Source organism: Streptomyces sp. NBC_00310 (assembly GCF_036208085.1).
Lineage (GTDB): Bacteria > Actinomycetota > Actinomycetes > Streptomycetales > Streptomycetaceae > Streptomyces.
The window spans coordinates 10,533,075-10,555,004 of the sequence record NZ_CP130714.1 but is presented as its reverse complement, the minus strand read 5'-3'; the positions used below and the strand labels follow the sequence as shown (position 1 = coordinate 10,555,004).

The window sequence follows — 21,930 nt, the reverse complement described above, 5'->3', positions numbered from 1 at the left end:
TTCTGCCCTTCCTTGCTCTGCCCTGTCTGTGCCGCCGGCCCCTTGGGCGGCCGGCGCCTTGGGTTTTCGGGGCCGTCCGTCGGGCCGGCGCGCGTGCGGGGGTGCTGTCACTGGGCCAGGAGCGTGGCGTCCAGGTCGCAGCTGAGGCCGGTCCGGTAGCGGCGGAGCAGTTCTTCCAGTACCCGTGCCGCACAGCCGTCGGGCAGGTCGGGCACGGGGACGCCGAGCCGCTGGCCGATCCGGGACAGGGCGAGCACGGCCCAGGCCGGGTCGGAGAGGAAGGGGTCGCTGCCGTCCTGGCCCTCCCAGATGCCGAGGACCGCGGCGGCGCCGACGATCAGGCTGTAGCGGTCGCCGAGTACGCACACCGCGGGATCGGCGAGCGCCGGGGACCCGTACCCGGGCAGCCGCCGGCATGCCTCGCGCAGGGCCCGCAGTTCGGTGACGAACACCTCGGCCAGCGCGGCCAGCGCGGTGATCTGGCCGCCGGCGCGGCGGGCGGGGGCGAGCCGGGCGGCCGATCCGAGGAGGGAGGCGGCCATGAAGTCGCCGCCGCCGGCGATGCCCAGCAGCCGGTAGTCCAGCGGGGGCAGTTCGGCGCGTTCGCGAAACAGCGCGGGCGGCGGCTCCTCCTCGATGAACCAGGAGCTCTCGGCGAGGGTCCTGAGCTGCGGCACGATCACGGCCTGGCAGGCGGCGGTGCCGGCGTGGCCGAGTCCGGCGACGGGCAGGTCGCGCAGGAGCTTGTCGAGGGAGCCGTAGTGGGGGCTGCCGTGTTCGTAGCCGCGGGCGCCCAGCACGGTGGCGAGTTCCTCCAGGTCCTCCCGCAGCAGGTCGGGCACGACGTACTTGACGGCGGCGGCGAACAGATGGGCGGCTTCGGGCAGCAGCCCCAGGGCGCGCAGGGCGACCGTGGCCATGCTGTCGCAGGCCAGCAGGTCGGCGAAGACCCCGGTGAGCGGCTTGCGCCAGCGGCGGGCGACGGGGCCGCTGCGGCCGTCGGTCGCGGCCCGGACCGCGGAGTGCAGGACGGTGCCCGCGGCCGCGGTGAGGACCCCGCAGATCACGCTGCGGTTGACCTGGAACGTGCGCAGGGCGAGGGCGATGCCGTCTCCCGTGCCGCCGACGAGGGCGTCGCCGGGGACGGGGCGGCCGGTGAACTCCAGCCCGGAGAAGAGCGCCCCTCGCATGCCGGAGGTGGGCACCCGCGGGAGGTGGCGCACGCCCTCGCCGCCGGGCGGCCCGGCGTCGAACAGCACCGAGTGGCTGCGCGGGCCGCTGCCGGTGCGGGCGTAGACGACCCGCGCCGTGGCGCGTGCGGCGTTGATGATGACGTCCTTGCGTCCGTCGAGCCGGTAACCGCCGCCGGGCACGGCGCGGCCGGTGAACTCGTGCCGCAGGATCGCGTTGGCGTGGGCGAGTTCGTGGTGCAGGATCGCGGCCCGGCCGCCGGCGAGCAGCAGGCCGGCCAGGCGCCGGCGCTGTTCGGGGGTGCCGGCCGCCCAGACGGCGCCGGCGGCGAACAGCGAGGTGATGCCGTGGCCGAAGCCGAGGGCGACGTCGCGCCGGAAGACCGGGCGCAGGACGCGGGCGAGGAGATCGGCCCGGGTGAGCCGGCCGCCGTACTCGGCGGGCACGAACTCGGCGGCGAGCGCGGCCCCGGTGAGCAGTTCCTCGGTGGCGGCGGGCGGCTGACGGCGCTCGTCCGCGGCGAACAGGGCGCGCAGCCCGTGCGGGTTGGCGGGGTCGTAGGGGTCGCCGAGCAGGGCCTCGAGCCGGGCCGCGCGGCCCCGGGTGTCGGCCTCCCACTGACCGGGGCCGGCGGGCGTGGTCCCGATGGCGGTGGTGGTCATGGCTGACATCCTGACGAAGGCGGCTCAAAAGCGGTTCCAAAGCGGCTCGAAGACGACTCGAAGACGGCTCGGAGGCGGCTCGGAGGCGGCTCGGAGGGCGGCTCGATCGGGCGCCCGGGTTCGGCCGGAGCACCGTTTCGCGCGCCTCCGGCGGCCGCTTGAGGACCTGCGCATGCGCGGGCCGGCACCGTCGCGGCCCTTCACCGCGGTCGACGGCACGGCGGAAAGGCTCCCGCCCGGTGCGTGCCGTCGCCTCCTGCCCGGCGACGGGCGGCCCGGTCACTGCGGCCCGGTCACTGCGGCCCGGTCACTGCGGCCCGGTCACTGCGGCCCGGTCACCGATTCCGCGTGCCGGCGGGCCAGGTGGAGGGTGGCGGTGGAGTTGCGGCCCAGGGCCTCGCGGACGTGGCGGCGGGCCTGGGCGAGGTCCGCGTCGGGGCCCAGGACGCGCCGCACGGCCTCCTCGCGGAGCAGGACGCTGTGCTGCGCGACAGCCATCACTCCGTGTTCACCGTGCAGGACGTTCCACTCGCCGGTGTGCGCCTGCATGAGGGCCGGCGTGACGGTCTGCTTGTAGACGATGCGGCCGGCGTGCGGGAAGCACAACCGGAGCGAGGCGGTGGTGACCAGCCCGTCGGCGGTGAGCGTGTCCATCGTCACGACCTGCACCCCGGGGGTGTCCTCGGTCAGCTCCAGCCGCGACACGTGCGGGATCCGCCGGGGCCAGTCGCCGACCCGGTACAGGAAGTCGTACACCGGCTCGACGGGCGCGTCGATCGCCACCGCGTCCTCGAAGGAGAGCACCAGTTCGTCGAACCGTGTCCACCGCTCGGCGAGCGAGCGCAGACTGCCCAGCTCGGCCGGGGAGTTGACGCCCAGGGCCCGCTCCGTCCAGGCGACGTCCTCGGCCCGGTCGCCGTGGACCGTGAAGTCGTGCAGCAGGGTCAGCAGGCTGCTCCCGCCCGGACGTTCCTCGACGACCCAGGTGCCGTTCATGGTCCTCACGGGCGCCTGCAGGTGCTGCTGGCAAAACTGCACGCACCGGGTGCGCGGGTCCTGCACGCGCGTGGAGATCCAGGATCTGACCTGGCTGCCGGCGGTCGCCCACATGCGCAGCCGCTCGTTGGTCCCGTCGAACTCCAGCCGCTCCACATGCACGGTCGAGGGCAGGAGCAGAGGCCACCGGACCGCGTCCGAGATCAGTCCGTACACGACACCGGCCGGTGCGGCCACCTCGATCGAGTGCGACGTACGGTGCACGCGCTCACCCGTCACCACAAGCACCCTTCCCTTCGTCGTCGAGACCTCGGCCGCGGTCGGCACCGCGGCCACATCCGCCGAACCCGCCGAACCCGCCGAACCCGCCGAACCCGCCGAACCCGCCGAACCCGCCGAACCCGCCGAGCCCGCCGAGCCCGCCGAGCCCGCCCGGCCGTGGGGGCGACGCCGGGCGCGAGGCCCCGGGAGGCGCCGGTCCGGCTGCCGGGAGACCTCCGGCCCCGGAGCGCCCCGCCCCGCCCCCGCCCCCTCCCCCGTCCCGCCCGGTCCCGCCCGGTCCCGTTCCGTTCCGTTCGGTCTCGTTCTTGTTCCGTCGGTGACCGGTGCGGCGGGTGGCGGGCCGCGGTCAGTGTTCCCTGGGCCGGTATGTGGAGGCGGGCCGGGCGACGTCCGGTTCGGGGGGTGCCTGCCCGGCCAGCGGGGCGGCCGGGCGCAGCGGGGCCAGGGCCCGGTTCAGCGCGGCGCGGGTGAGCCGGTCCCCGCGTGCGGCGACATAGCCGTCCGGGCGCACCAGCAGCCAGCAGCCCGGGGCCAGTTGGAGCGCGGCGCGCAGCCGGGCGCCGGTGTCGGCGAGGGGGGCGGGCCCGTCGGGGCCCGTACCGCCCACCGTCCGCACCGACAGCCACTCGCCGTACTGGACAGCGGCCGTCAGGGCCACGCCGACGGGGGTGTCGCCGGGGCCGGTGCCGCCCGCGGCCAGCAGCAGCGACCAGCGGGGATCGCGCAGTTCGTCGTGCAGGGCGCGGCAGCCCGGCGCGCGCGGGTGGTGGACCGGCGCCGCCGTGATCCGTGTGCCGGGGGCGGGGGTGGCCGGGGGGATCCGCACGGGCACGGACATCGCCAGGAAGCCGGTTCGGGCGTCCTCGTCGCAGGCGGTGGTGGTCAGGCAGGACGCGCCGTATCCGATGCGCAGTCCGGACATGCCGCCGAGCACCTTGCGCTGGACGGCGCGGCGCAGCGCGGGCAGCGCCCGTACGGCGGCGAAGACGGCCGGCAGCGCGGCCGCGGCGAGCAGGTTCTTCAGCTGGACGAGGAAGGTGGCGGTGCGGGCGGAGCCGAGCAGCGCCTCGCCGAGGGGCACCCGCTCCTGGCTGTAGGTGGCCAGCAGTTCGCTTCCGGCGTGTCCCTGTTCCACCTGGGCGAGTTTCCAGGCGAGGTTGTACGCCTCCTGGATGCCGGTGTTCATGCCCTGTCCGGAGGCGGGGCTGTGCACGTGGGCGGCGTCCCCGGCCACGAAGACGCGGCCGTCCTGCATGCGCTGCACCATCCGCTGCCGGAAGGTGAACACGGAGGTCCACACGGGTTCGCCGACCCGGACCCGGCGGCCGAACCCGGCCGGCAGCCTGGCGCTCAGCCGCTCGGCGGCACCGTCTTCGCCGGATGCGCCGGGGGCCGGGGCGGTGTCGAGGAGGCGCCAGTGCCCGTCGCGGGCGTAGGGCACCGTCAACCGGGCCTGGCCGCCGGTGTGGGTCCAGTAGACGGTGTCGGGCGGCAGGTCGGTGCCTGCGGGCGCGTCGGCGAGCATCCACGTCTCGCTGCTGTGGCCGGGCAGTTCCGGACCGAGCAGGCGGCGCACGGTGCTGTGTCCCCCGTCGCAGCCGACCAGCCAGCCGGTCTCGGCGCTCTCCTGGCCGCCGTCGGCCCGTGCCAGCCGCACGCGCACCCGCTCGGTGTCCTGCTCCAGTCCCGTCAGCCGTACGCCCCACTCGATGTCGACCCCGCACCGGGCCACCGCTTCGCGCAGCACGGCCTCGGTCTCGGTCTGGGGGATGACCAGCGTGTACGGGTAGGAGGTGGGCATCGTGGAGTAGTCGGCCTCCAGGCGGACCGGCCGGCGTCCGCCGGCGTACATGGTGAAGGCCCGGTTCTTGCGCCCGCGTGCCGTCATGGCGTCGACGACGCCCATCTGCGCGAACGTCTCCAGTGTGCGCGGATGCACGGCCACGGCCCTGCTGGTGCGGGCGGGCCCGGCCGCGGCGTCGACGACCCGCACCCGCAGCCCCCTGCGGGCCAGTTCGTAGGCGGCGGTCAGTCCGACGGGGCCCGCGCCGACGACCATCGCCCGGGGCCGGCCGGGGTGGGCCCTCACGCGCTCGCCTCCACCGTCTCGTACCGTCCCCGGTCGGGCGTGGCCGGCGGGCGCAGGCTCTGGAGCAGGCTCTGGAGCAGGGTCTGGAACTCCTGGCCGCGCACGGCCCGGCGGTGGGCGGCGGTGTCCTGCCGGAGGGCCGGTTCCAGGAAGCGGCCGAGGCCGCCGTGCACGGTCAGCTTGTTGACGAAGGTCACCATGTTGACGGTCAGCTTGTTGACGAAGGTCACCATGGTCTGCTCCTGGCGGGTTCGGTCAGGGGGTGGGGGTGAACGGCCCGACGGCGGCCCGTGCCCGCAGCCGGGTGCGGACCAGGGCACGGGCCGGCTTGCCGGTGGGGGTGCGGGGTACGGCGTCGCAGGCTTCGGTGAGGCGGACCCGCCCGAAGGGGGCGAGGCGTTCGTCGGCGCGGGCCGCGATGGCGTGCAGGGGGCCGTCGCCGTCGTGGTTCCCGGGCGTCTCGCGCAGGACGATGCCCGCCCGGACGAGGTGGGCGAGCGCGGTCTGGCGGGCGTTGGCGACCGGATCGCGGTGGGTGAGCAGTACGCGTACACCCTTGGGCCGGCCGGTGGTGCCGGTGGTGAACTGCGCGCAGGCGACGGTGTCCCGGCCGGGGGCGGTGCTCGGCGGGGGCGTCGGGCGCGGTGTCCAGGGCGGTGCGCAGCGGCAGGCATCCGCTGGGCACCGTGCCGTCGGGCGGGCCCATCACCACCAGGGTGCGCAGCGCGGGCAGCGCGTCCCGCGTCCTGGCCGGCAGGCGGGCCGTGGCCAAGGGCACCAGGGCGATCCGGGCGGCGGCCGCGGCCAGGACGTACCGCAGCCCGTCCTTGCCGGTCAGCGGGTTGACCAGGACAACCGTGGCACCGGCGCGTATCACGCCGTAGTAGGCGGCCGCGAAGACGGGGTCGTCGAGGACGCCCGCGACGGCGACATGCACGCCGGGCCGGCCGGCGGTCTCCTGCTGCACGAACGCGGCGATCCGGCCGGCCTGGGCGTCCAGTTCGCCGTAGGACAGCGCCGTGCGCGCGGCGCGGACGGCGACGCTGTCGGGGCTGCGGGCGGCGGCCGTGCGCAGCAGGCCGTCCACCGGGAGGCCGGGGTACGTCAGGTGCGCCACGGCTGGTGTCCTCCGGGTCTCGGCGGGCGGCGCGTGCACCGCTGGGGGCTCTCACGTTCTGCCTGTGCGCTCGAGGACCGTTCGAAGAGCGCTCGCGGCCCCTGGCGCACCCGGGTACGGCGTCCTCCGTGACGGCCTTCACGGCGGCCTCCGTGACGGCCTCCGTGACGGCCTGCCGCCGAGGCGTCCGGCGGTCCGACGGTCCGGCGGCGGGGCCGGTGGGCCGGTGGGGGCCGGCCTGTCCGGGCCGCCGCGGGCGGGGGTGTCAGGTGTGCTCTGTCCGGGGGCCTTTTTCGAACAGGTCGGTCAGGTCGGTGCGTACGGCGTCGGCGTCGGCGTCGGCGTCGGCGCCGGCGCCGTGGGCGATGCGGTGGGTGCGGTGCTCGCCCAGCCGGGAGCGGGTGAGCAGTGCGGCGGCGCCGGAGCGCAGCTGTGTGGTCACGGGTCCGCCGCGGCCGAGCGGTGCCCTGGGCCTGTATCCGCTCCCATGCGGTGCACGGCCGCGGCCGTGCGGGCGCGCCGCTGCTGGTAGGGCGGCAGCCGCATCCGGCTGGTGTCGCCGGCGTGGAGCGCGTCGAGCAGCACGGGGTGGGCGGCGGCCGCGTCCTGCAGGGCGAGGTTGATGCCCGCCGGCGGGCCGGCGGTGCCGCAGCGCGCCGGGGGCGCGGGCGGGGCCGGTGCCAGGCGCCCAGCGACGCGGCAGGCCTCTCCCGGCGGCCGGGGTGGTGCGGGTCCGCGGACGAAGAAGGGGCCGCCCGGCTGTTCGTCGCGCATCGGCCGTTCCTCCTGGTGGGTCCGCGCCTGATGAGGGTGGCGCCGGCGCCTGGAGTGCCGTTGGGGTTCAGACCGCGTACAGGTTGAAGGTGGAGGTGCGGCGCGGCCCGCACACCACGTCCAGGGCCGGGTCGACGGTGAGCATCGCCTGGTGCAGCCGTTGCAGCTGCGGCGAGGGCTCGATGCCCAGTTCCTCGATCAGACGCATGCGCAGCCGGCGGTAGACGTCCAGTGCCGTGGCCTGCCGGCCGGAGCGGTAGAACGCCACCATGGCCTGGGAGTGCAGCCCCTCGTGCTTGGGGTGACGTGCCGTCAGGTCGGTGAGTTCGGCGATGAGTTCGGTGTGCCGGCCGAGTCTGAGGTCGGCGTCTATGCGCCGCTCGACGGTGACCAGACGGCTCTCCTCGAGCCGCATGACCTCGATCTCGAGGATGGGACCGACGCGTACGTCGACCAGCGCGGGTCCCTGCCACATGGCCAGGGCGTCGCGGAACAGGTCCGCCGCCCGTGTGTCCTGGCCCTCCTCGCAGGCCGACTGTCCGGCCGTGACCAGCTGTTCGTAGCGGTGGACGTCGACGCTCTCGGGCGGGATCTGCAGCACGTAGCCGCCGTGCCGGGTGGCCAGCACCTCCTTGGCCGTTCCGGGGGCGTCGGGGCCCATCGCGGTCCCCAGGCGGCGGCGGAGCTGGAGGATGTACGTCTGCATGGTGGTCATGGCGCTCTGGGGCATGTGGGCGCCCCAGATCTCCTCCATGAGCATGGACACGGGCATCACCCGGCTGGGGTAGAAGGCGAGCAGGGCGAGCATCTGCCTCGGCTTGCCCGCGGTCGGGACGATCGACACCCCGTTGACCTCAGCGCTCAACGGTCCCAGGACCTGCAACTCCATGGTTTCCTCCCCGTATCGATCGAGTTCCCTCGATGGCTTGAGAGCCGTCGGCCGTTCAGCACGCTAGCCCCGTTCCCGCCACCCCCCTCGGTAGCTCCAGCCAAGTTCGAGTGACCTTCCACAGCCGGGGCCCGCCCCGCCGGGCCGGTCCGCTCAAGAACGCTTGTACGGATGGTGGAACCTGCCTCGTGCGCCCGGCCGCCGCCCCGGCCGGGCGGATATCGTCCGACCGGCCGGGCGCCTCACCCGCGCTCACCAGGTGCCCGGGCGACGAGCACCGCGGGGCCGCCAACGGCCACCGCCGCCCGGCCGGCAGCCGACGGCCATGGCCATGGCGATGGCGATGGCCAGCCGCCCGGCCATCGGCTGCCGGCTGTCGGCTGTCGGCTGTCGGCTGTCGGCCAGGAGGGGAGTCACGATGGAGCTGCGGCTGTTGGTGTTTCGCCACGCCGGTGGTTCCCCTGCGGCCTGCCGTGAGCGGCCGCGCCGGTTCCCCGGCGGCTCGCGGATCGCCGGGGGCGTCCGCCGGGCCGGACCGCACCGCGCGGTGGCGCGGTGAGCGTGCCGGGCGGGGGCGCGGCGTCCGCCGCCGGAGCGGACAGCGCCGGGGTTCTTGCCGTGCCCGCCGGGGGGACGGAGTTCCGGCTGCTGGGGCCGGTGGAGATACACGACGGCCGCACGGGCGAGGACATCGTGCCGCCGGGGTCCAAGCAGCGCGCCCTGTTCTCGGCGCTGGTGCTGTGTGCCGGCCGGCTGCTGTCCGCCGAGGAGCTCACCGAGGAGCTGTGGGGCGGGCACCCGCCGTCGAACGCGGGGAACGCGCTGCAGGCGCATGTGGCCCGGTTGCGGCGGCTGCTGCCCGAGCCGCGCCTTGCGGTGCCCGGCCACGAGTGGATCACCACGCTGCCGACCGGCTATCTGCTGAGCCTGGGCCGCGCCACCACCGATGTCGAACGGTTCTGCCGGCTCTCGGCGAAGGGCCGGGCGGCGGCCGCCACCGATCCGCGGTCCGCGGCCCGGCTGCTGCGCGGCGCGCTGGCCCTGTGGCGCGGGCCGGCGCTCCAGGACAGCCGGTACGGGCCGATCTGCACGAGCGAGGCGGACCGGCTGGAGGAGAACCGCCTGAGCGTGCTGGAGACGCTGTACGAGGTGTGTCTGCGCTGTGCGCAGCACGACGAGATCACCGGCGAGCTGGAGAAGCTGACGGCCGATCATCCGCTGCGCGAGCGGTTCTACGACCTGCTGATGGTCGCCCTGTACCGCGGCGGCCGGCAGGCCGAGGCGCTGGGTGTCTACGAGCGGGCCCGGCGCCGTCTGGTGGAGGCCCTGGGGATCGAGCCGGGTCCGGTGCTGCGCGGCCGGCTGGAGGCGATCCTCAACCATGCCCCCGACCTGTCCGTCCCGGCCCGCCCGGACCTGCCGTCCGCTGCGACGACACCGGCGCAGGCGCAGGCGCTGGAACTGGGCGCCGAGATCGCCCGGCTCCAGCAGCGTGTCGAGGAACTGGGCCGCCGCCAGGAGGTGTTGCTGCGCCGCTTCGACGCCCTGGCCACCCGGCTGCCGGGGACGACGTAGCCGCTCGCCGCAAGCCGGAGGCGGCGTGACGGCACGCGGCACGCGGCACGCGGCGTGGGGCGTGGGGTTCGGGGTGCGGGGTGCGGGGCGGTGGACCGTCCAGGAGCGCGGGAGCGGGGCGTGCCGGCTGGTCCTGCTGCACGACTTCACCGTGGGCGGTGACCGCGCCGAGGACGCCGAGTGGGTCCGCCGGGCCACCGACACCAACAGCAGGGCGGAACTCTGCCGGCTGAAGGACCTCGCCGAGCGGTGGGAGCGACTGGATCAGCTGGTGCTGTCCTTCGAGGACAGCATCCGGGTCCAGGGCCCGCCCGAGCCGGTCTACGGCTTCCTCCACCGCGTCGCCGACTGGCCCCGGCTCCTGCCCCGCGTCGCCCGCCTGGAGGTGGCCGAGGACACCCCCGGCGTGCAGGTCATGACCATGGACACGCGGACCGCCGACGGCGCCGCGCACACCACGCAGTCCGTACGCGTCTGCTTCCCAGACAGCGGCCGGATCGTCTACAAGCAGACCCGCACACCGGCGCTGATGCACTCCCACACCGGCCAGTGGTCCGTCGTCCCGGACGCGTCGGGTGTCACCGTCACCTCCCGGCACACGGTCCTGCTGCGGGAGGAGGCCATCGGGCCCGTCCTGGGCGAGGGCACCACCGTGGAACAGGCCCGCCGCTGCCTGCGCCGGGCACTGGGCCACAACTCCACCGCCACCCTCGCCCTGGCCAAGCGGCATACGCAAGCCACCCCACACGGCCCCCCACACGGCCCGGTGACAGCACCGGCTGCGCGCCCGCGCCCGGCGGGCCGGGCACCTCGGTGACCGTGGGCCCGCCGCCCGGCCCACGGCAGGCAGGCAGGCAGGCAGGCAGGCCAGCGGGCCGGACACCTGCCCCGCCCGCCCTGCCCCCCCCTGCCTGCCCTGTCCCTCTGTCCCTCTGTCCCTCTGCGGTCCTGCACCCGGCCTACACCCGGGCGCGGGCGGGTTCGGGCAGGGGCAGCAGCCGGGGAGCGGCTCGCCCCCACGGGAATCCGTGGTGCAGGTGGAGCACGGCCTGTGTGCCGGTGTCGGCCAGGACGGCCACGGCGGCCAGCACGCCGGGCACCGGCTCCAGTTCCACAAAGCGCCACCGCGGGTCGGCGTCGTTGTCGGGCGGCCGGAAGCCGGTCACCCCCAGGTCCTCGGCCAGGGTGAAGGAGAACGCGTCGAAGGGCAGTGCGAGGCCGAGGCCGCGGGCCTTGGAGTAGGCCTCCTTCAGTGTCCACAGCCGCAGCACCCGCCGGTCGCGGGCCCGGCCCGGCGCGGCCCGCGCCACCCACCGGCGCTCGTCCTCGGCGAAGGACGCCACGACGGCGTCGAAGCCCTGGCCGCCGCGGTCGAGCCGCTCCACGTCCACCCCGATGCGGTGGCGGCGCACCACGCCGAGCAGGTTGTGGCCGCCCGAGTGGGAGAGGTTGAAGTCCAGCTCCCGGCCCCCGCGCGGCAGCCCCTCGGGCGGTTTGTGCAGGAACGGCCGGCCGCGCGAGGAACGCCAGATCACCGCCTCGGCCTCCGGGATACCGCTCTCCAGTGCCAGGACGCGTCGTACGAGGGCGTGGGCGACGAGGTACTGGCGCCGGTCGCGTTCGAAGAGGAAGCGGCCCGCGGTCTCCCGCTCGTGCTCGTCCAGCCAGTGCGCGGCCAGGATCGCGGTCATGCCGGGGGCGAGTTCCTCGTTGGGGCAGAACCACAGTTTCACCGGCTGCGGCCCCTGCCGGGCAGAGGTGTGCCGCCCCGGGTCCTGGCCGGTCATCCGGCCCGCTCCGTACCGGACGCCGGGGTACCGGACGCCGGGGTGCCGGACGCCGGGGTGGCGGGGGCCGGAGAGCCGGACGCCGGAGAGCCGGACGCCGGGGTGCCGGACGCCGGGGTGCCGGACGCCGGGGTGGCGGGGGCCGGGCCGGGCGCCGGGGTGCCGGGGGCCGGGCCGGACGCCGGAGAGCCGGACGCCGGGGTGCCGGACGCCGGGGTGCCGGGGGCCGGGGTGCCGGGGGCCGGGGTGCCGGGGGCGGGGTCCAGCCACAGCGGCCGGCGCAGGAACGCCGAGGGCGGCGGTACGGCGGCCGGTGTCCCGGCACCCGGACCCGGTTCCAGCGCGGCCCAGTCGACGTCGAGCCCGGACAGCCACAGCCCGGTGAGCTGCCGGAGGTGTCCGCCCCGCCACAGCGCGGCCAGGTAGGCGCCGGTCTCCGGCAGGGCGCCCAGGCCCATCGGGTCGCCGCCGTGCCCGCGCAGGTCGGCGTAGCGGACGTCGCCGCCGGCGGCCGGGTGTCCGGCGAAGCGGCGCAGCCCGGCGACGAGCCGGGGCAGGTCGGTGACGAGCAGCGCGATCCGGCAGGGCAGGGCGGCCCGGCCGGTGCGCAGGGCCCGCGCCACGTCGGCGAGGACCGGCCCGCCGGCCGCGCCTCCGCCTCCTCCGCCGCCGTCGCCGTCGCCGTCGGGCGGTGGGGTGGGCCGGGTGAGCCAGTCGGCGAGCCTGGCGGCGGTGGCGGCGAGGTGGGCGGGCGTGGGCGCGGACACCACCACCAGTTCCTCGCGGCCGGGGGTGTCCTCCGGTGCCGGGGGGCGGTGCGCCGGCGGGGGCGCGAGGTGTTCCTGGAGGACGACGCGTGCGGTGAAGCCGCCGTCGGCCGCCACCTCGACCGTGGCGGTACGGGGCGTCGGGCGCCCCTGTCCGTCGCGGGGGCGCGGCCACGGCCGGGCGGTGGGCCGGCTGGCCGCGGGGGCGAGGGTGCCGTGGCCGAGCTGGAGCACGGCGGCGGTCAGGGCCGCCAGTCCGGTGGCCGCCCCGGCGTCGCCGATGCGGCGCACGGTCGCCTCGCGGGTCTCGTGCAGGCCGGCGGCAGGCGCGGGCGCGGGGGGCGGGGCGAATCCGCTGGAGGTGGCGCGGATGACGGCATACACCCGGTCCCCGTCCGCGAGCGCCCGGCGCAGCGGTTTGACGACGGCCGCGCCGACGCCCTCCCCCGCGGCGTCCCGGGCCCGTGAGGGGTGCAGCAGCAGTTCGGCGGCGCCGACGACGGCGGCGGCGCATTCACCGCGGCGCAGGGCCTGCACGGCGAGGTGGAGGGCGGTCAGGGCCGAGCACTGGGCGGTGTCGACGGCCTGCCCGGGCCCGCTCAGGCCGAGCAGCGCGGCCAGCCTGCCGGGCAGGCCCCAGTGGCCGCTGCGGGGCACGGCGGGCCGGCCGCGGCTGAAGGACGCGGCGGCCAGCAGCGCGTAGTCGCCGGCGCTGGCGCCGACGAAGACACCGACCGCGCGCGGGGTGCCGTCCGGGCCGCGCAGCGCGTCCAGCCGGGCTCCGGTGCAGCCCGCGTCCTCCAGCGCTTCCCAGGCGGTCTCCAGGAAGAGCCGCTCCTGCGGGTCCGTCAGAGCGCCTTCCTCGGGGGCGAACTGGAAGAACTCCGCGTCGAAGTCGGCGGCACCGTCCAGGAAGTGCCCGCGCTGCCCCTCCTCCAGGGGGGAAGGGCCGGGCCGGCCGGCGGGCGCGTCCGAGGAGGTGTCACGGCCCTCGCGGAGGTTGTCCCAGAAGACGTTCAGGTCCGCCGCCGCAGGGTAGCGCCCGGCAAGGCCGACGACGGCGTAACCGTCCTCCACACCCGGGATGTCACCGCCCGCCGCCGGTACGGCCCCGGCCCCGGCCCCGGAGGGAAGGACCGGCCCGCACTCCGCCACGACGGGCGGAAAAGGCCGGGACACCGGTGCCCCCGGTGCCCCCGGTGCGGGCGGTGCGGGCGGTGCGGGCGGAGACACCGATGCCCCCGGTGCCGCCGGGGACACAGGTGCGGCCGGGGACACAGGTGCCGCCTGGGACAGGGGCGCGGCCGGGGACGGGGATACCGCAGGGGACACCGGTGGGGGCGGGGACACAGGTGCCGCCTGGGACAGGGGCGCGGCCGGGGACAGGGGCGCGGCCGGGGACGGGGGCGCGGCCGGGGGTACCGCAGGGGACACCGGTGGGGGCGGGGACGGGGGTGCGGGCCGGGGGGTTTCGGGTCCGCGCCGTGTCTGCCGCGTCAGCAGGCGGGTGGCCTGCTCGCGGTCGAGGGTTCCGGCCCTGAGCCGGGTGAGGATCTCGCGTTCGTCCATCGTCCGCGGCCGTCAGGCGCGCCGGGGCAGCAGTTCGAGCGCCTCGTCGACGGAGATCCGGTGGTCGGACACGGCGTCGAGGAGGGCAGCGAGTCCGATCGCCCCGGCGGCCGTACCGGACACCGGGACCTGTACCGGAAGCGAGACCGCGGGGACAGCCGCAGAAGCGGCCGCGAACGCGGGTGCGAACGCGGGTGCAGAAGCGGACACGGACGCGGGGGCGGGTGCGGGTGCGGGGACGGGGACGGTGGCGGACGCGGGTGCGGGGATGGCCGCGGGTGCGGGGACGATGGCGGCCGCGGGGGCGGCGACTGATGCGGATACGGGTGCCGGGACGGATGCGGATGCGGGTGCGGTGGCGGTGGCGGTGGCGGCGATGTGGGCGGCCAGCGCCGCGAGGCTGGTGTGGTCGTAGAGCGTGACGGGCCGCTCCCGCAGACCGTAGATGCGCCTGACCTCCGCCACGAACTCCGCCCCCAGGATGGAGTCCACGCCCAGGAGACTGAAGGCGGCCGTGGTGTCGATGTCCCACGGGTCGCAGCACAGGGTGCGGGCCAGTTCCTCGCGCAGCACGTCGAGGACCGCTTGCTTCGTGAACGCGGGCCCGGGCCACAGGAGCGCCGCCGGAGCGGGAGCCTGCCGGCCGCGGGCCGGGGGGCCGGAGGGAGCCGCGTGCGGGGTCTGCCGCTCGCCCGCCACGTACCGGGCGAACGCGAGGGGGGTGGGGTGGTCGAACAGGGCGTCGGCCTTGACGTCCGTGGCGTAGCGGGTGTTGACGGTGGCGACGAACTCGACGGTCAGCAGCGAGTCGAGTTCCAGCGACCGGAACGTCTGCCCGGGGTCGATCTTCTCGGCCTTCAGCCGCAGCACGGCGGCGAGGATCTCCACGAGTCCGGTCAGCAGATCGGCCGGCGGGGCGGGGAGCGGGGCGGCCGGGAGCGGCCGGCTGTCATCGATCATGTGTGACTCCAAGGGACGGTCCGTCCCGGCCGGCCGGCGACGGACGCTGCTGGGGGTGCGGGACGCGGCCGCCGGACGCGGCCGCCGGGGGCGGCGGGCACCGCGCCGAGGGGCGTGGCCGTTCAGGGCCGCTTCACCAAGGCCCCGCCCCCGGCCGGGGCGGGCCGGGGCGGGGCGGGGCGGCCGTGGGCGTCCCCGGGGATGCTCCGCCGCCGGGGACGGCGGCAGGCCCTCCCGCCACCCGCCCGCGTCGCGCCGGAGCCGGGGGCAGGACGTAGGCCGCTGCCGGACAGGACCGGCGCGGGCCGCCGCCCGCGCATCCGTGCGTCCGCCCCGGGGGCCGGAGCGGCGCCCGTACCGCCCCCGGCCCGGATCCCGCCCGCCTGCCCCGGGAGAGGTCACGCGCTGCTGAGGGCATGACGGCCGGTCAGCCGACGCGGGTGAGGCGCTCGTTGCGCACCGGCGTATCGAGCGCCGGCTCCGGACCGGCCACCAGGATCGAGCGCTGCAGCCGGCGCAGCCCGGCCGAGGGCTCCAGGCCCAGCTCGCGGACCAGGGCGTTACGCAGCCGCTGGTAGACGTCGAGGGCCTCACTGCGCCGGCCCGAGCGGTGCAGGGCCAGCATGAACTGGCCGTGCAGCTTCTCATGGGTTGCGTAGCGGCTGACCAGGACGGTGAGCTCGCCCAGCAGTTCGCGGTGGCGGCCCAGCCGCAGATCGGCCTCGATACGCTGATCGAACGCGCACAGCCGGGTCTCCTCCAGCCGCCTGGTCTCCATCCCCAGCTGCGGGCCGGTCTGTATGTCGGCCAGAGCGGCGCCGGTCCACAGCGCGAGGGCCTCGCGCAGGTGGCGGGCCGCGCCGGCGAAGTCACCGGCGTCCATGGCCCGGTACCCGCTGCCGGCCAGCCGCTCGAACTCCCCGACATCGCTGGCACCGCCCCAGGTGTCGAGCCGGTACCCGCCCGGCGTGGTGACCAGCACATCCTTGGCCGTACGCGCCGGGGCGCCCGCCGCGTCGCGCGCCAGGGCCGCGGAGATGAGCTCACGCAGCTGCAGCACGTAGGTCTGCAGCGTGGTGCGCGCACTGCGCGGGGGCCGCTCGCCCCAGAGTTCCTCGATCAGCGCGGCGACCGGCACCACCTGGTCGGCGTGCAGGGCCAGCAGCGCCAGGACCTGGCGCGGTTTCGGCGCCGTGGGAGTCACCGAGACCCCGTTCTCCCGGACGTCCAGCGCGCCCAGTACAGCGATGTCCATGCCGTCCCCCTCATTTGCTGCATGAAGTCCTGCACGAGTGCGAGCAAGTGGTCAGTCCTTTTCGCGCCTGGTCCCGGCGGAGCCGCTGCCAGCATGCCCCCCAGTAAAAAACGGTACGGACGGTTTGTCAATATCAAACCGTCCGTGCTGTTTTTTGTTCGCGCGACCGCCTCCGGCCCCACCCCGCAGACACGCCCCGGCAAACCCCCCGGCCACCGGGACGGCCGACGGCAAACGCGGGCACTTCACCGCACGCGGAGACCCACCGGCCTACCGGCGCGGGCACTTCACGGCGGGGAGACGCACGGGCGCACCGGCGCGGGCACTTCACCGCACGCGGAGACGCACAGGCGCACCGGCGCGGGCACTTCACCGCACGCGGAGACGCACAGGCGCACCGGCGCGGGCACTTCACCGCACGCGGAGACGCACAGGCGTACCAGCGCGGGCACTTCACGGCGGGGAGACGCACAGGCGCACCGGCGCGGGCACTTCACGGCGCGGAGACGCACGGGCGCACCGGCGCGGGCACTTCACCGCACGCGGAGACGCACAGGCGTACCAGCGCGGGCACTTCACCGCACGGAGGCGTACGGGTGTCCGGGTGTACGGGCAGGGGGCTTCCCGGCGGGGAGAGGTACGGGTGTCCGGGTGTGTGCGGGTGGAGTGCGCAGGGCCGGAGCGGTCCGGCAGGGTGTTACCGCCGCGGCCCGCTGTCGCCGGCGTCCCCGGGCACCAGGGCGTGCGGGGCGGTCAGCCGGGGCAGCAGCAGGCCCCACAGCCCCGTGACCTTCCGCTCGGAGAGCCACGCCCGGTCCGTGCCGGCGAGCACCTCGAAGCCGACCGTGGCGGCCACGACGGCGGTCGCGGCGTCATCCGCGGAGACCCCCTCGGCCAGCCAGCCGTCCCGTTCGGCGCGCAGCAGCGTCTCCTCCACCCAGCGCTGCCACTCCCCCCGCAGCGAGGAACCCTCCCGGCGGCGCGGACCGCCGCCCAGCTCGAACCCCGCCCGCACCACGACGTCATCGGCGATCCGGCCCATCAGGCCGTACGTCGCCTCCACCAGCACCCGCAGAGGGCCGCCGTCCTGGCGCAGGGCATCACGCACGACCTGCCGCATCCCTTCCAGCGCCTCGGCCTCGACCGCCTGCGCCAGCGCCTTCTTGCTCGCGAAATGGAAGTGCAGCGCACCGTTGCTGACCCCCGCCCGTCTGCTGATCGCCGACAGCGAAGCGGGCGCGAAGCCCTCCTGCGCGAACACTTCGGCCCCGGCACGGATGAGTGCCCCGCGGGTACGGGCCGCGCGCTCCTGCTTGACCATCGGCTGTCTCCTGGCTGGCACTGCGGTCCCGCGGCACCCCCGGCAACAGGGCGTGCGGCGTCCGGTGGATCATCGGTTCGCTCATCACACGAGGGCGGGTCGGGCGTGTCCGCGCACGGGCCGGCGCGCCACGCCCCACCCGCGCAGCACCGGACCCGGACGGACCGGCCACGCACCGGACGCCGACAGCCCGCCGCCCGGCGACACGGCCACGTCACCGGCCGTGTCACCGGCCGGTGACGTGGCCGGCCAGGCCGTGCCCCGGCCGCGCGGCCGGGGCACCCCGCCCCGGCCCGGCACACCGTGACCGCCCGCCCGCCCGGGGGAACCCCGGCTCCGGCACCGCGCCGACGCCGACGCTGGCACTGGCACTGGCACTGGCACTGGCACTGGCAGACCGTCCCCGCACCCGCGTCCCCGCAGGTGCGTCCACGCGCGCGCCAGGCCCGTACCGGCGGGCACACCGTCCCTCACGACGCACCCACCACCGTAGGCCTTGCCACCGACCAGCCGGCGCAGGGCCCCCGCCCGCGCCGCACGCAGGAGTCCGCCCCCGGCCCGCGCCCCGGCACACACCCAGCGGCACCACGCCAACCCCGCCCCGCCCCGCCCCCGCCCGGCCCCGCCCGCGAAACCCCGGCACGCCACCGAGGACACCCACGCCCCGGACACCGGCAGACACCGCCCGCAGGCCCCGCCCCGCCCCCGCCCGGCCATCACACCAACGGGGTACGGCCCGTCCCCCCACCGGCCCGGCACCCGCCACACGCCGCCCCGGACCGCCCTGGCCCCGCCGAAGAGACCCGGACCGCGCGGCCGCCCGGCCCCACCGCCGGGACCCGGACGCGGGGCGGACCGCTCCGCTTACGGGCCGCCGCGCCGCCCCCCACCTGCCGCGCCGCGCCCGCCCTCCCGCCGCACGCGGCCCAAGCCCGCACACCGGCCCCCGGCGCCGCCCCCGCACACCGGACGGCACCCGCCACGCCAGACCCCTTCCGCGACAGACCGAAGGAGATCCCGCCCCCGCTCCCGGCCCGGCAGCCGGCCGCACGCTCCGCCGTACCGCGCAGCCGCTCCCCCTCACCGCCAACTCCCCGGCGGCCGGCAGCCATCACGCCCCCCGCACCAGCCCGGCCCGCCCCCCGCACCAGCACCGCCGGCCGGCCCCGCCGCCCGGACAGCCGGGCCGCCGCACAGCACGAACAGCACGAACAGCACCACGGCAACGGCCGCCAGTCCCCTCCCACCGGCCCCACCGCACTCCACCCGCAGCACCGGGGCCGCTCCACCACGCCCGTCCATGGATCCCTCCCGCCGGCCATGCTCCACCGCCGCCCTGGAGAAAACCCTTGGTTCCGCTTGAGCCCCGCCCGGCCCGCCGCGCCCGCACCCTCACCCCGCCCAAGTGCGCGGCAACCGCCGCCCGCACCCCCCGGACACACCCCACCGCACACCCCCCCGTTCCGGATTAGCGGAGTCCCGGCTACCGCTAGAAACAAAACCGGTTGGTATGTATGTTGGGGCGCCCAGAGGGCCCCAAGGCCCCCGCCAGGGGGCCGGACGGCCCACCTCCCACAGTCGTGTTCAAGGGGGATCAATGACCGCGAGCACATTCCAGGTCGAACACCCAACGCTCCGCACAGCACCGCCGAAAGCCCTCACCGGGGCCTCCAGCCTCCCCGGCGCCTTCGACCACCTCGCCCTCACCACCACCGTCCCCAAAGAGTTCGTCCACCGCGCAGCGGTCGCGGAAGTCCTGCTCACCGGCTGGGAACGCACCGACGACACCCGCTTCACCGTCAGAGCCCAATGGCCCCGCGCCCACAGCTTCTTCACCGCCGTCGAAGGCCGCCACGACCCGCTCATCGCAGCCGAAACAATCCGCCAGGTCGGCTCACTCCTGGCCCACGCAGAATTCGGCGTCCCCCTCGGCCACCACTTCCTGATGTGGGAACTCAACATCGCCGTACACCCCGAACAGCTCCACATCGGCGCCGCCCCCGCCTCCCTGGAACTCGACATCACCTGCCCCGACATCAAACGCCGCGGCCGCACCCTGGCAGCCCTGCGCTACGAAGCAGTGATCCGACGCGACGGACAACCCCTCGCCACCGGCAGCGCCTCCTACTCCTGCGCCTCCCCCACCGTCTACCAGCGCCTCCGCACCCCCCACACACCCCCCACCACACACCCCCGCCTCCCCCTCACCGCCCCCGTCGCACCACAAACCGTCGGACGCACATCCCCCACCGACGTCGTCCTCACCCCCCTCACCACACCCCACCACTGGCAACTACGCCTCGACACCCGCCACCCCGTCCTCTTCGACCACCCCGTCGACCACGTGCCCGGCATGGTCCTGATCGAAGCCGCCCGCCAGGCCACCGCAACCGTCCTGCCCCACCCCCTCCTCCCCCTCTCCCTCACCAGCACCTTCCACCGCTACGCCGAACTCCACACCCCCTGCATCATCAAAGCCACCCCCACCCCCAACCCCGGCCCCAACCCCGGCCCCCACACACCCGTCCAGATCACCGGCCACCAAAACGGCCAACCCGTCTTCCACTGCACCGTAACCCCCACCCCCCACTGACCAGCACAAACCACCCCACCCCACCCCACAGACACCAACCAACACACCAGGCACCCACACCACCACCCCACACCCAACACCCCCCCCCACACACAGACACACCCCCAGCACCCCAGCACCCCAGCACCCCAGCACCCGAGCCGGTCTCCCCCTCCAGCCCGCACCCAGCCCCCAGCCCCAACTGCCGGAAACCGGACCCAACACCCCCACAGACACACCCCCAAGGCAGACCCGACACCCCCGGCACCCCCACCCCCCCCGCTGCCGGAAGCCGGACCCAACACCCCTCAGGGCAGGCCCAACACCCCCCGGGACGGGAACCAACACCCCCACAGGCACAGGTCAGGCAGGCCCGACACCCACAACCACCCAGGCCGACCAGACACCCCCCGGAGCGGGAACCCAACACCCCCACAGGCACAGGTCAGGCACCCCGGGAGAACCCCCGCCACCGAAAAACCAAGCCCGCCGGACCCCCGGGAGCCCCCCACACCCGCGGGCGCAGGTCAGGCACCCCGGGGGAACCCCCGCCACCCAAGCCCGCCAAGACCACACACACCGGGAGCAGGCCCGACACCCCCCAACACCCCCGCGGGCAGAACCCCACACCCCCGCAGGCACACACCCCCAAAGACACGGCAACAAAACAACAGCGCCAGCCAGGAACAAACCAGCCACTACGACAGCCCCAAACCCCACCACCACACACACCACACACGAGCCAGCCCGAGCCAGCCCGAGCCAGCCCGAGGCAGCCCGAGGCAGCCCGAGCCAGGCCGAGGCAGCCCGAGGCAGCCCGAGGCAGGCCGAGGCAGGCCGAGGCAGGCCGAGGCAGGCCGAGGCAGGCCGAGGCAGGCCGAGGCAGGCCGAGGCAGGCCAGGGCAGCCCGGAGCAGACCGGCGCGGCGGACATCACCCACACGAACCGGCCGCACCCCCACCCCCGGACAACCCACCACACCACCCGGGAAAGCACACCCCCACCACCCCACCACCCCACCACCCCACCACCCCACACCCCAGCACCCCGGCACCCCAACACCCCAGCACCCCAGCACCCCAGCACCCCAACACCCCGGCACCCCAGCACCCCGGCACCCCAGCACCCCAGCACCCCGGCACCCCAGCACCCCAGCCGGTCTCCCCCTCCAGCCCGCACCCACCCCCGGCACCCGCACCCCGGCCCCCCGCTCACCGCACCCGGCACAGCGGACCACCCCACCCCCCACCCCACCCCCACTGTAATATACGTACTAGGCGGTTTCTTTACCGGAGCCCGTCAGCCACGACACACACGGGGAGACCGCATGGCAAAACAGGACCGGGCCATCCGCACACACCGAACCATCCTCCTCGCCGCAGCCAAAGTATTCGAAGAACGCGGCTACCAAGCCGCCACCATCTCCGAAATCCTCAACTGCGCCGGAGTCACCAAAGGAGCCCTCTACTTCCACTTCCGATCCAAAGAAGAACTCGCCCTCGGCGTCCTCGACGCCCAGGACAACCACTTCCACATCCCCCGCAGACCCTGCAGAACACAAGAACTCGTCGACATCGTCATGCTCCACGCCCACCGCCTCCAGACCGACCCCATGGTCCGCGCCAGCGTCCGCCTCGCCATGGACCAAATGGCCACCACCCTCGACCGCACCGGCCCCTTCCAACGCTGGAGCCAACTCATCCAGGAAATCCTCGAAAACGCCCAAACCCAAGGCGAACTCCTCCCCCACATCCACCCCCCCACCACCTCCGACGTCATCGTCGGCTCCTTCGCCGGCATCCAATCCATGTCCCAAGCCTTCACCGACTACAACGACCTCACCACCCGAGCCACCCACCTCCTACGCCACCTCCTCCCCACCATCACCCAACCCCCCATCATCACCAACCTCCACCTCACCCCCACCCGCGGCGCCCACGTCCACCAAGAAACCCAACAACCCCAAAACCAACCCACCACCACACACCTCGATGCCAGCGGCGGCACGCACTCCTAACACCCCACGCAGCACCGCAAAGCCGAACAAGCAACCCAATCCGCGCACACATCACACACACAAGCCCCCAAAACATACCAGGCGAGCGGTTTTTTCTGCGAAGCGGG

Annotated in this window: 17 protein-coding genes and 2 pseudogenes; 4 read left to right on the top strand and 15 right to left on the bottom strand. The window is 75.4% G+C overall.

The genetic code is table 11. The annotated features are described in order from the left end of the window. Positions 1-107: 107 nt before the first annotated feature. The 10 genes and pseudogenes from OG202_RS45955 to OG202_RS45910 form a co-directional block, all read right to left on the bottom strand. The gene (locus OG202_RS45955) at positions 108-1,853 is read right to left on the bottom strand and encodes an acyl-CoA dehydrogenase (protein WP_328222118.1); all 1,746 of its coding nucleotides are present in this window, start codon (positions 1,851-1,853) and stop codon (positions 108-110) included. A gap of 321 nt (positions 1,854-2,174) precedes the next feature. Continuing rightward, positions 2,175-3,128: an aromatase/cyclase gene (locus OG202_RS45950; RefSeq protein ID WP_328222119.1), complete on the bottom strand. Its 954-nt coding sequence runs from the start codon at positions 3,126-3,128 to the stop codon at positions 2,175-2,177. A gap of 349 nt (positions 3,129-3,477) precedes the next feature. Continuing rightward, positions 3,478-5,220 carry an FAD-dependent oxidoreductase gene (locus OG202_RS45945; RefSeq protein ID WP_328222120.1) on the bottom strand — a complete coding sequence of 581 codons (1,743 nt, stop codon included), beginning with the start codon at positions 5,218-5,220 and terminating at the stop codon, positions 3,478-3,480. Continuing rightward, entirely contained in the window at positions 5,217-5,453 is a 237-nt protein-coding gene (locus tag OG202_RS45940; RefSeq protein WP_327726233.1) for a hypothetical protein, read from the bottom strand. The genes OG202_RS45945 and OG202_RS45940 overlap by 4 nt, the downstream gene beginning before the upstream one ends. 22 nt (positions 5,454-5,475) lie before the next feature. Further along, positions 5,476-5,796, bottom strand: a pseudogene (locus OG202_RS45935) (hypothetical protein); the annotation flags it as partial. A gap of 163 nt (positions 5,797-5,959) precedes the next feature. Further along, positions 5,960-6,307, bottom strand: a pseudogene (locus OG202_RS45930) (AMP-binding protein); the annotation flags it as partial. Positions 6,308-6,602: 295 nt separating this feature from the next. After that, positions 6,603-6,779: a hypothetical protein gene (locus OG202_RS45925; RefSeq protein ID WP_328222121.1), complete on the bottom strand. Its 177-nt coding sequence runs from the start codon at positions 6,777-6,779 to the stop codon at positions 6,603-6,605. Continuing rightward, positions 6,776-7,111, bottom strand: a complete 336-nt coding sequence (locus OG202_RS45920; protein WP_326573091.1) for a hypothetical protein — start codon at positions 7,109-7,111, stop codon at positions 6,776-6,778. The genes OG202_RS45925 and OG202_RS45920 overlap by 4 nt, the downstream gene beginning before the upstream one ends. A gap of 67 nt (positions 7,112-7,178) precedes the next feature. Then, the gene (locus OG202_RS45915; RefSeq protein ID WP_326573093.1) at positions 7,179-8,000 is read right to left on the bottom strand and encodes an AfsR/SARP family transcriptional regulator; all 822 of its coding nucleotides are present in this window, start codon (positions 7,998-8,000) and stop codon (positions 7,179-7,181) included. Between the two features lie 252 nt (positions 8,001-8,252). Then, positions 8,253-8,417 (bottom strand): hypothetical protein, encoded by a 165-nt coding sequence (locus tag OG202_RS45910; RefSeq protein WP_328222122.1) that lies wholly within the window; start codon positions 8,415-8,417, stop codon positions 8,253-8,255. Positions 8,418-8,555: 138 nt separating this feature from the next. Between OG202_RS45910 and OG202_RS45905 the strand changes: the two genes are divergently transcribed. Further along, positions 8,556-9,575: an AfsR/SARP family transcriptional regulator gene (locus OG202_RS45905; protein ID WP_326573095.1), complete on the top strand. Its 1,020-nt coding sequence runs from the start codon at positions 8,556-8,558 to the stop codon at positions 9,573-9,575. 25 nt (positions 9,576-9,600) lie between these two features. Beyond that, positions 9,601-10,392: an SRPBCC family protein gene (locus OG202_RS45900; RefSeq protein ID WP_328222123.1), complete on the top strand. Its 792-nt coding sequence runs from the start codon at positions 9,601-9,603 to the stop codon at positions 10,390-10,392. A 142-nt stretch (positions 10,393-10,534) separates the two neighbouring features. On the opposite strand, the gene OG202_RS45895 is transcribed toward OG202_RS45900, so the two are convergent. From OG202_RS45895 to OG202_RS45875, 5 genes are all read right to left on the bottom strand, one after another. Further along, complete coding sequence (locus OG202_RS45895; protein WP_326573099.1) at positions 10,535-11,362, bottom strand: 4'-phosphopantetheinyl transferase family protein; 828 nt, start codon at positions 11,360-11,362, stop codon at positions 10,535-10,537. Beyond that, positions 11,359-13,308, bottom strand: a complete 1,950-nt coding sequence (locus OG202_RS45890; RefSeq protein ID WP_328222124.1) for a beta-ketoacyl [acyl carrier protein] synthase domain-containing protein — start codon at positions 13,306-13,308, stop codon at positions 11,359-11,361. Before OG202_RS45890 ends, OG202_RS45895 begins: the two co-directional genes overlap by 4 nt. A gap of 402 nt (positions 13,309-13,710) precedes the next feature. Next, positions 13,711-14,658, bottom strand: coding sequence for a phosphopantetheine-binding protein (locus OG202_RS45885; RefSeq protein WP_328222125.1), 948 nt, complete (start codon positions 14,656-14,658; stop codon positions 13,711-13,713). Positions 14,659-15,085: 427 nt separating this feature from the next. Continuing rightward, positions 15,086-15,913, bottom strand: coding sequence for an AfsR/SARP family transcriptional regulator (locus OG202_RS45880; RefSeq protein ID WP_326573104.1), 828 nt, complete (start codon positions 15,911-15,913; stop codon positions 15,086-15,088). Between the two features lie 697 nt (positions 15,914-16,610). Then, positions 16,611-17,234, bottom strand: coding sequence for a ScbR family autoregulator-binding transcription factor (locus OG202_RS45875; RefSeq protein ID WP_326573106.1), 624 nt, complete (start codon positions 17,232-17,234; stop codon positions 16,611-16,613). Between the two features lie 1,597 nt (positions 17,235-18,831). Between OG202_RS45875 and OG202_RS45870 the strand changes: the two genes are divergently transcribed. Both OG202_RS45870 and OG202_RS45865 read left to right on the top strand, forming a co-directional pair. Beyond that, a complete protein-coding gene (locus tag OG202_RS45870) occupies positions 18,832-19,827 on the top strand; it encodes a ScbA/BarX family gamma-butyrolactone biosynthesis protein (protein WP_327726238.1) in 996 nt (331 codons plus the stop codon). Positions 19,828-21,133: 1,306 nt separating this feature from the next. Continuing rightward, entirely contained in the window at positions 21,134-21,823 is a 690-nt protein-coding gene (locus tag OG202_RS45865; protein ID WP_326585311.1) for a ScbR family autoregulator-binding transcription factor, read from the top strand. Positions 21,824-21,930 lie beyond the last annotated feature (107 nt).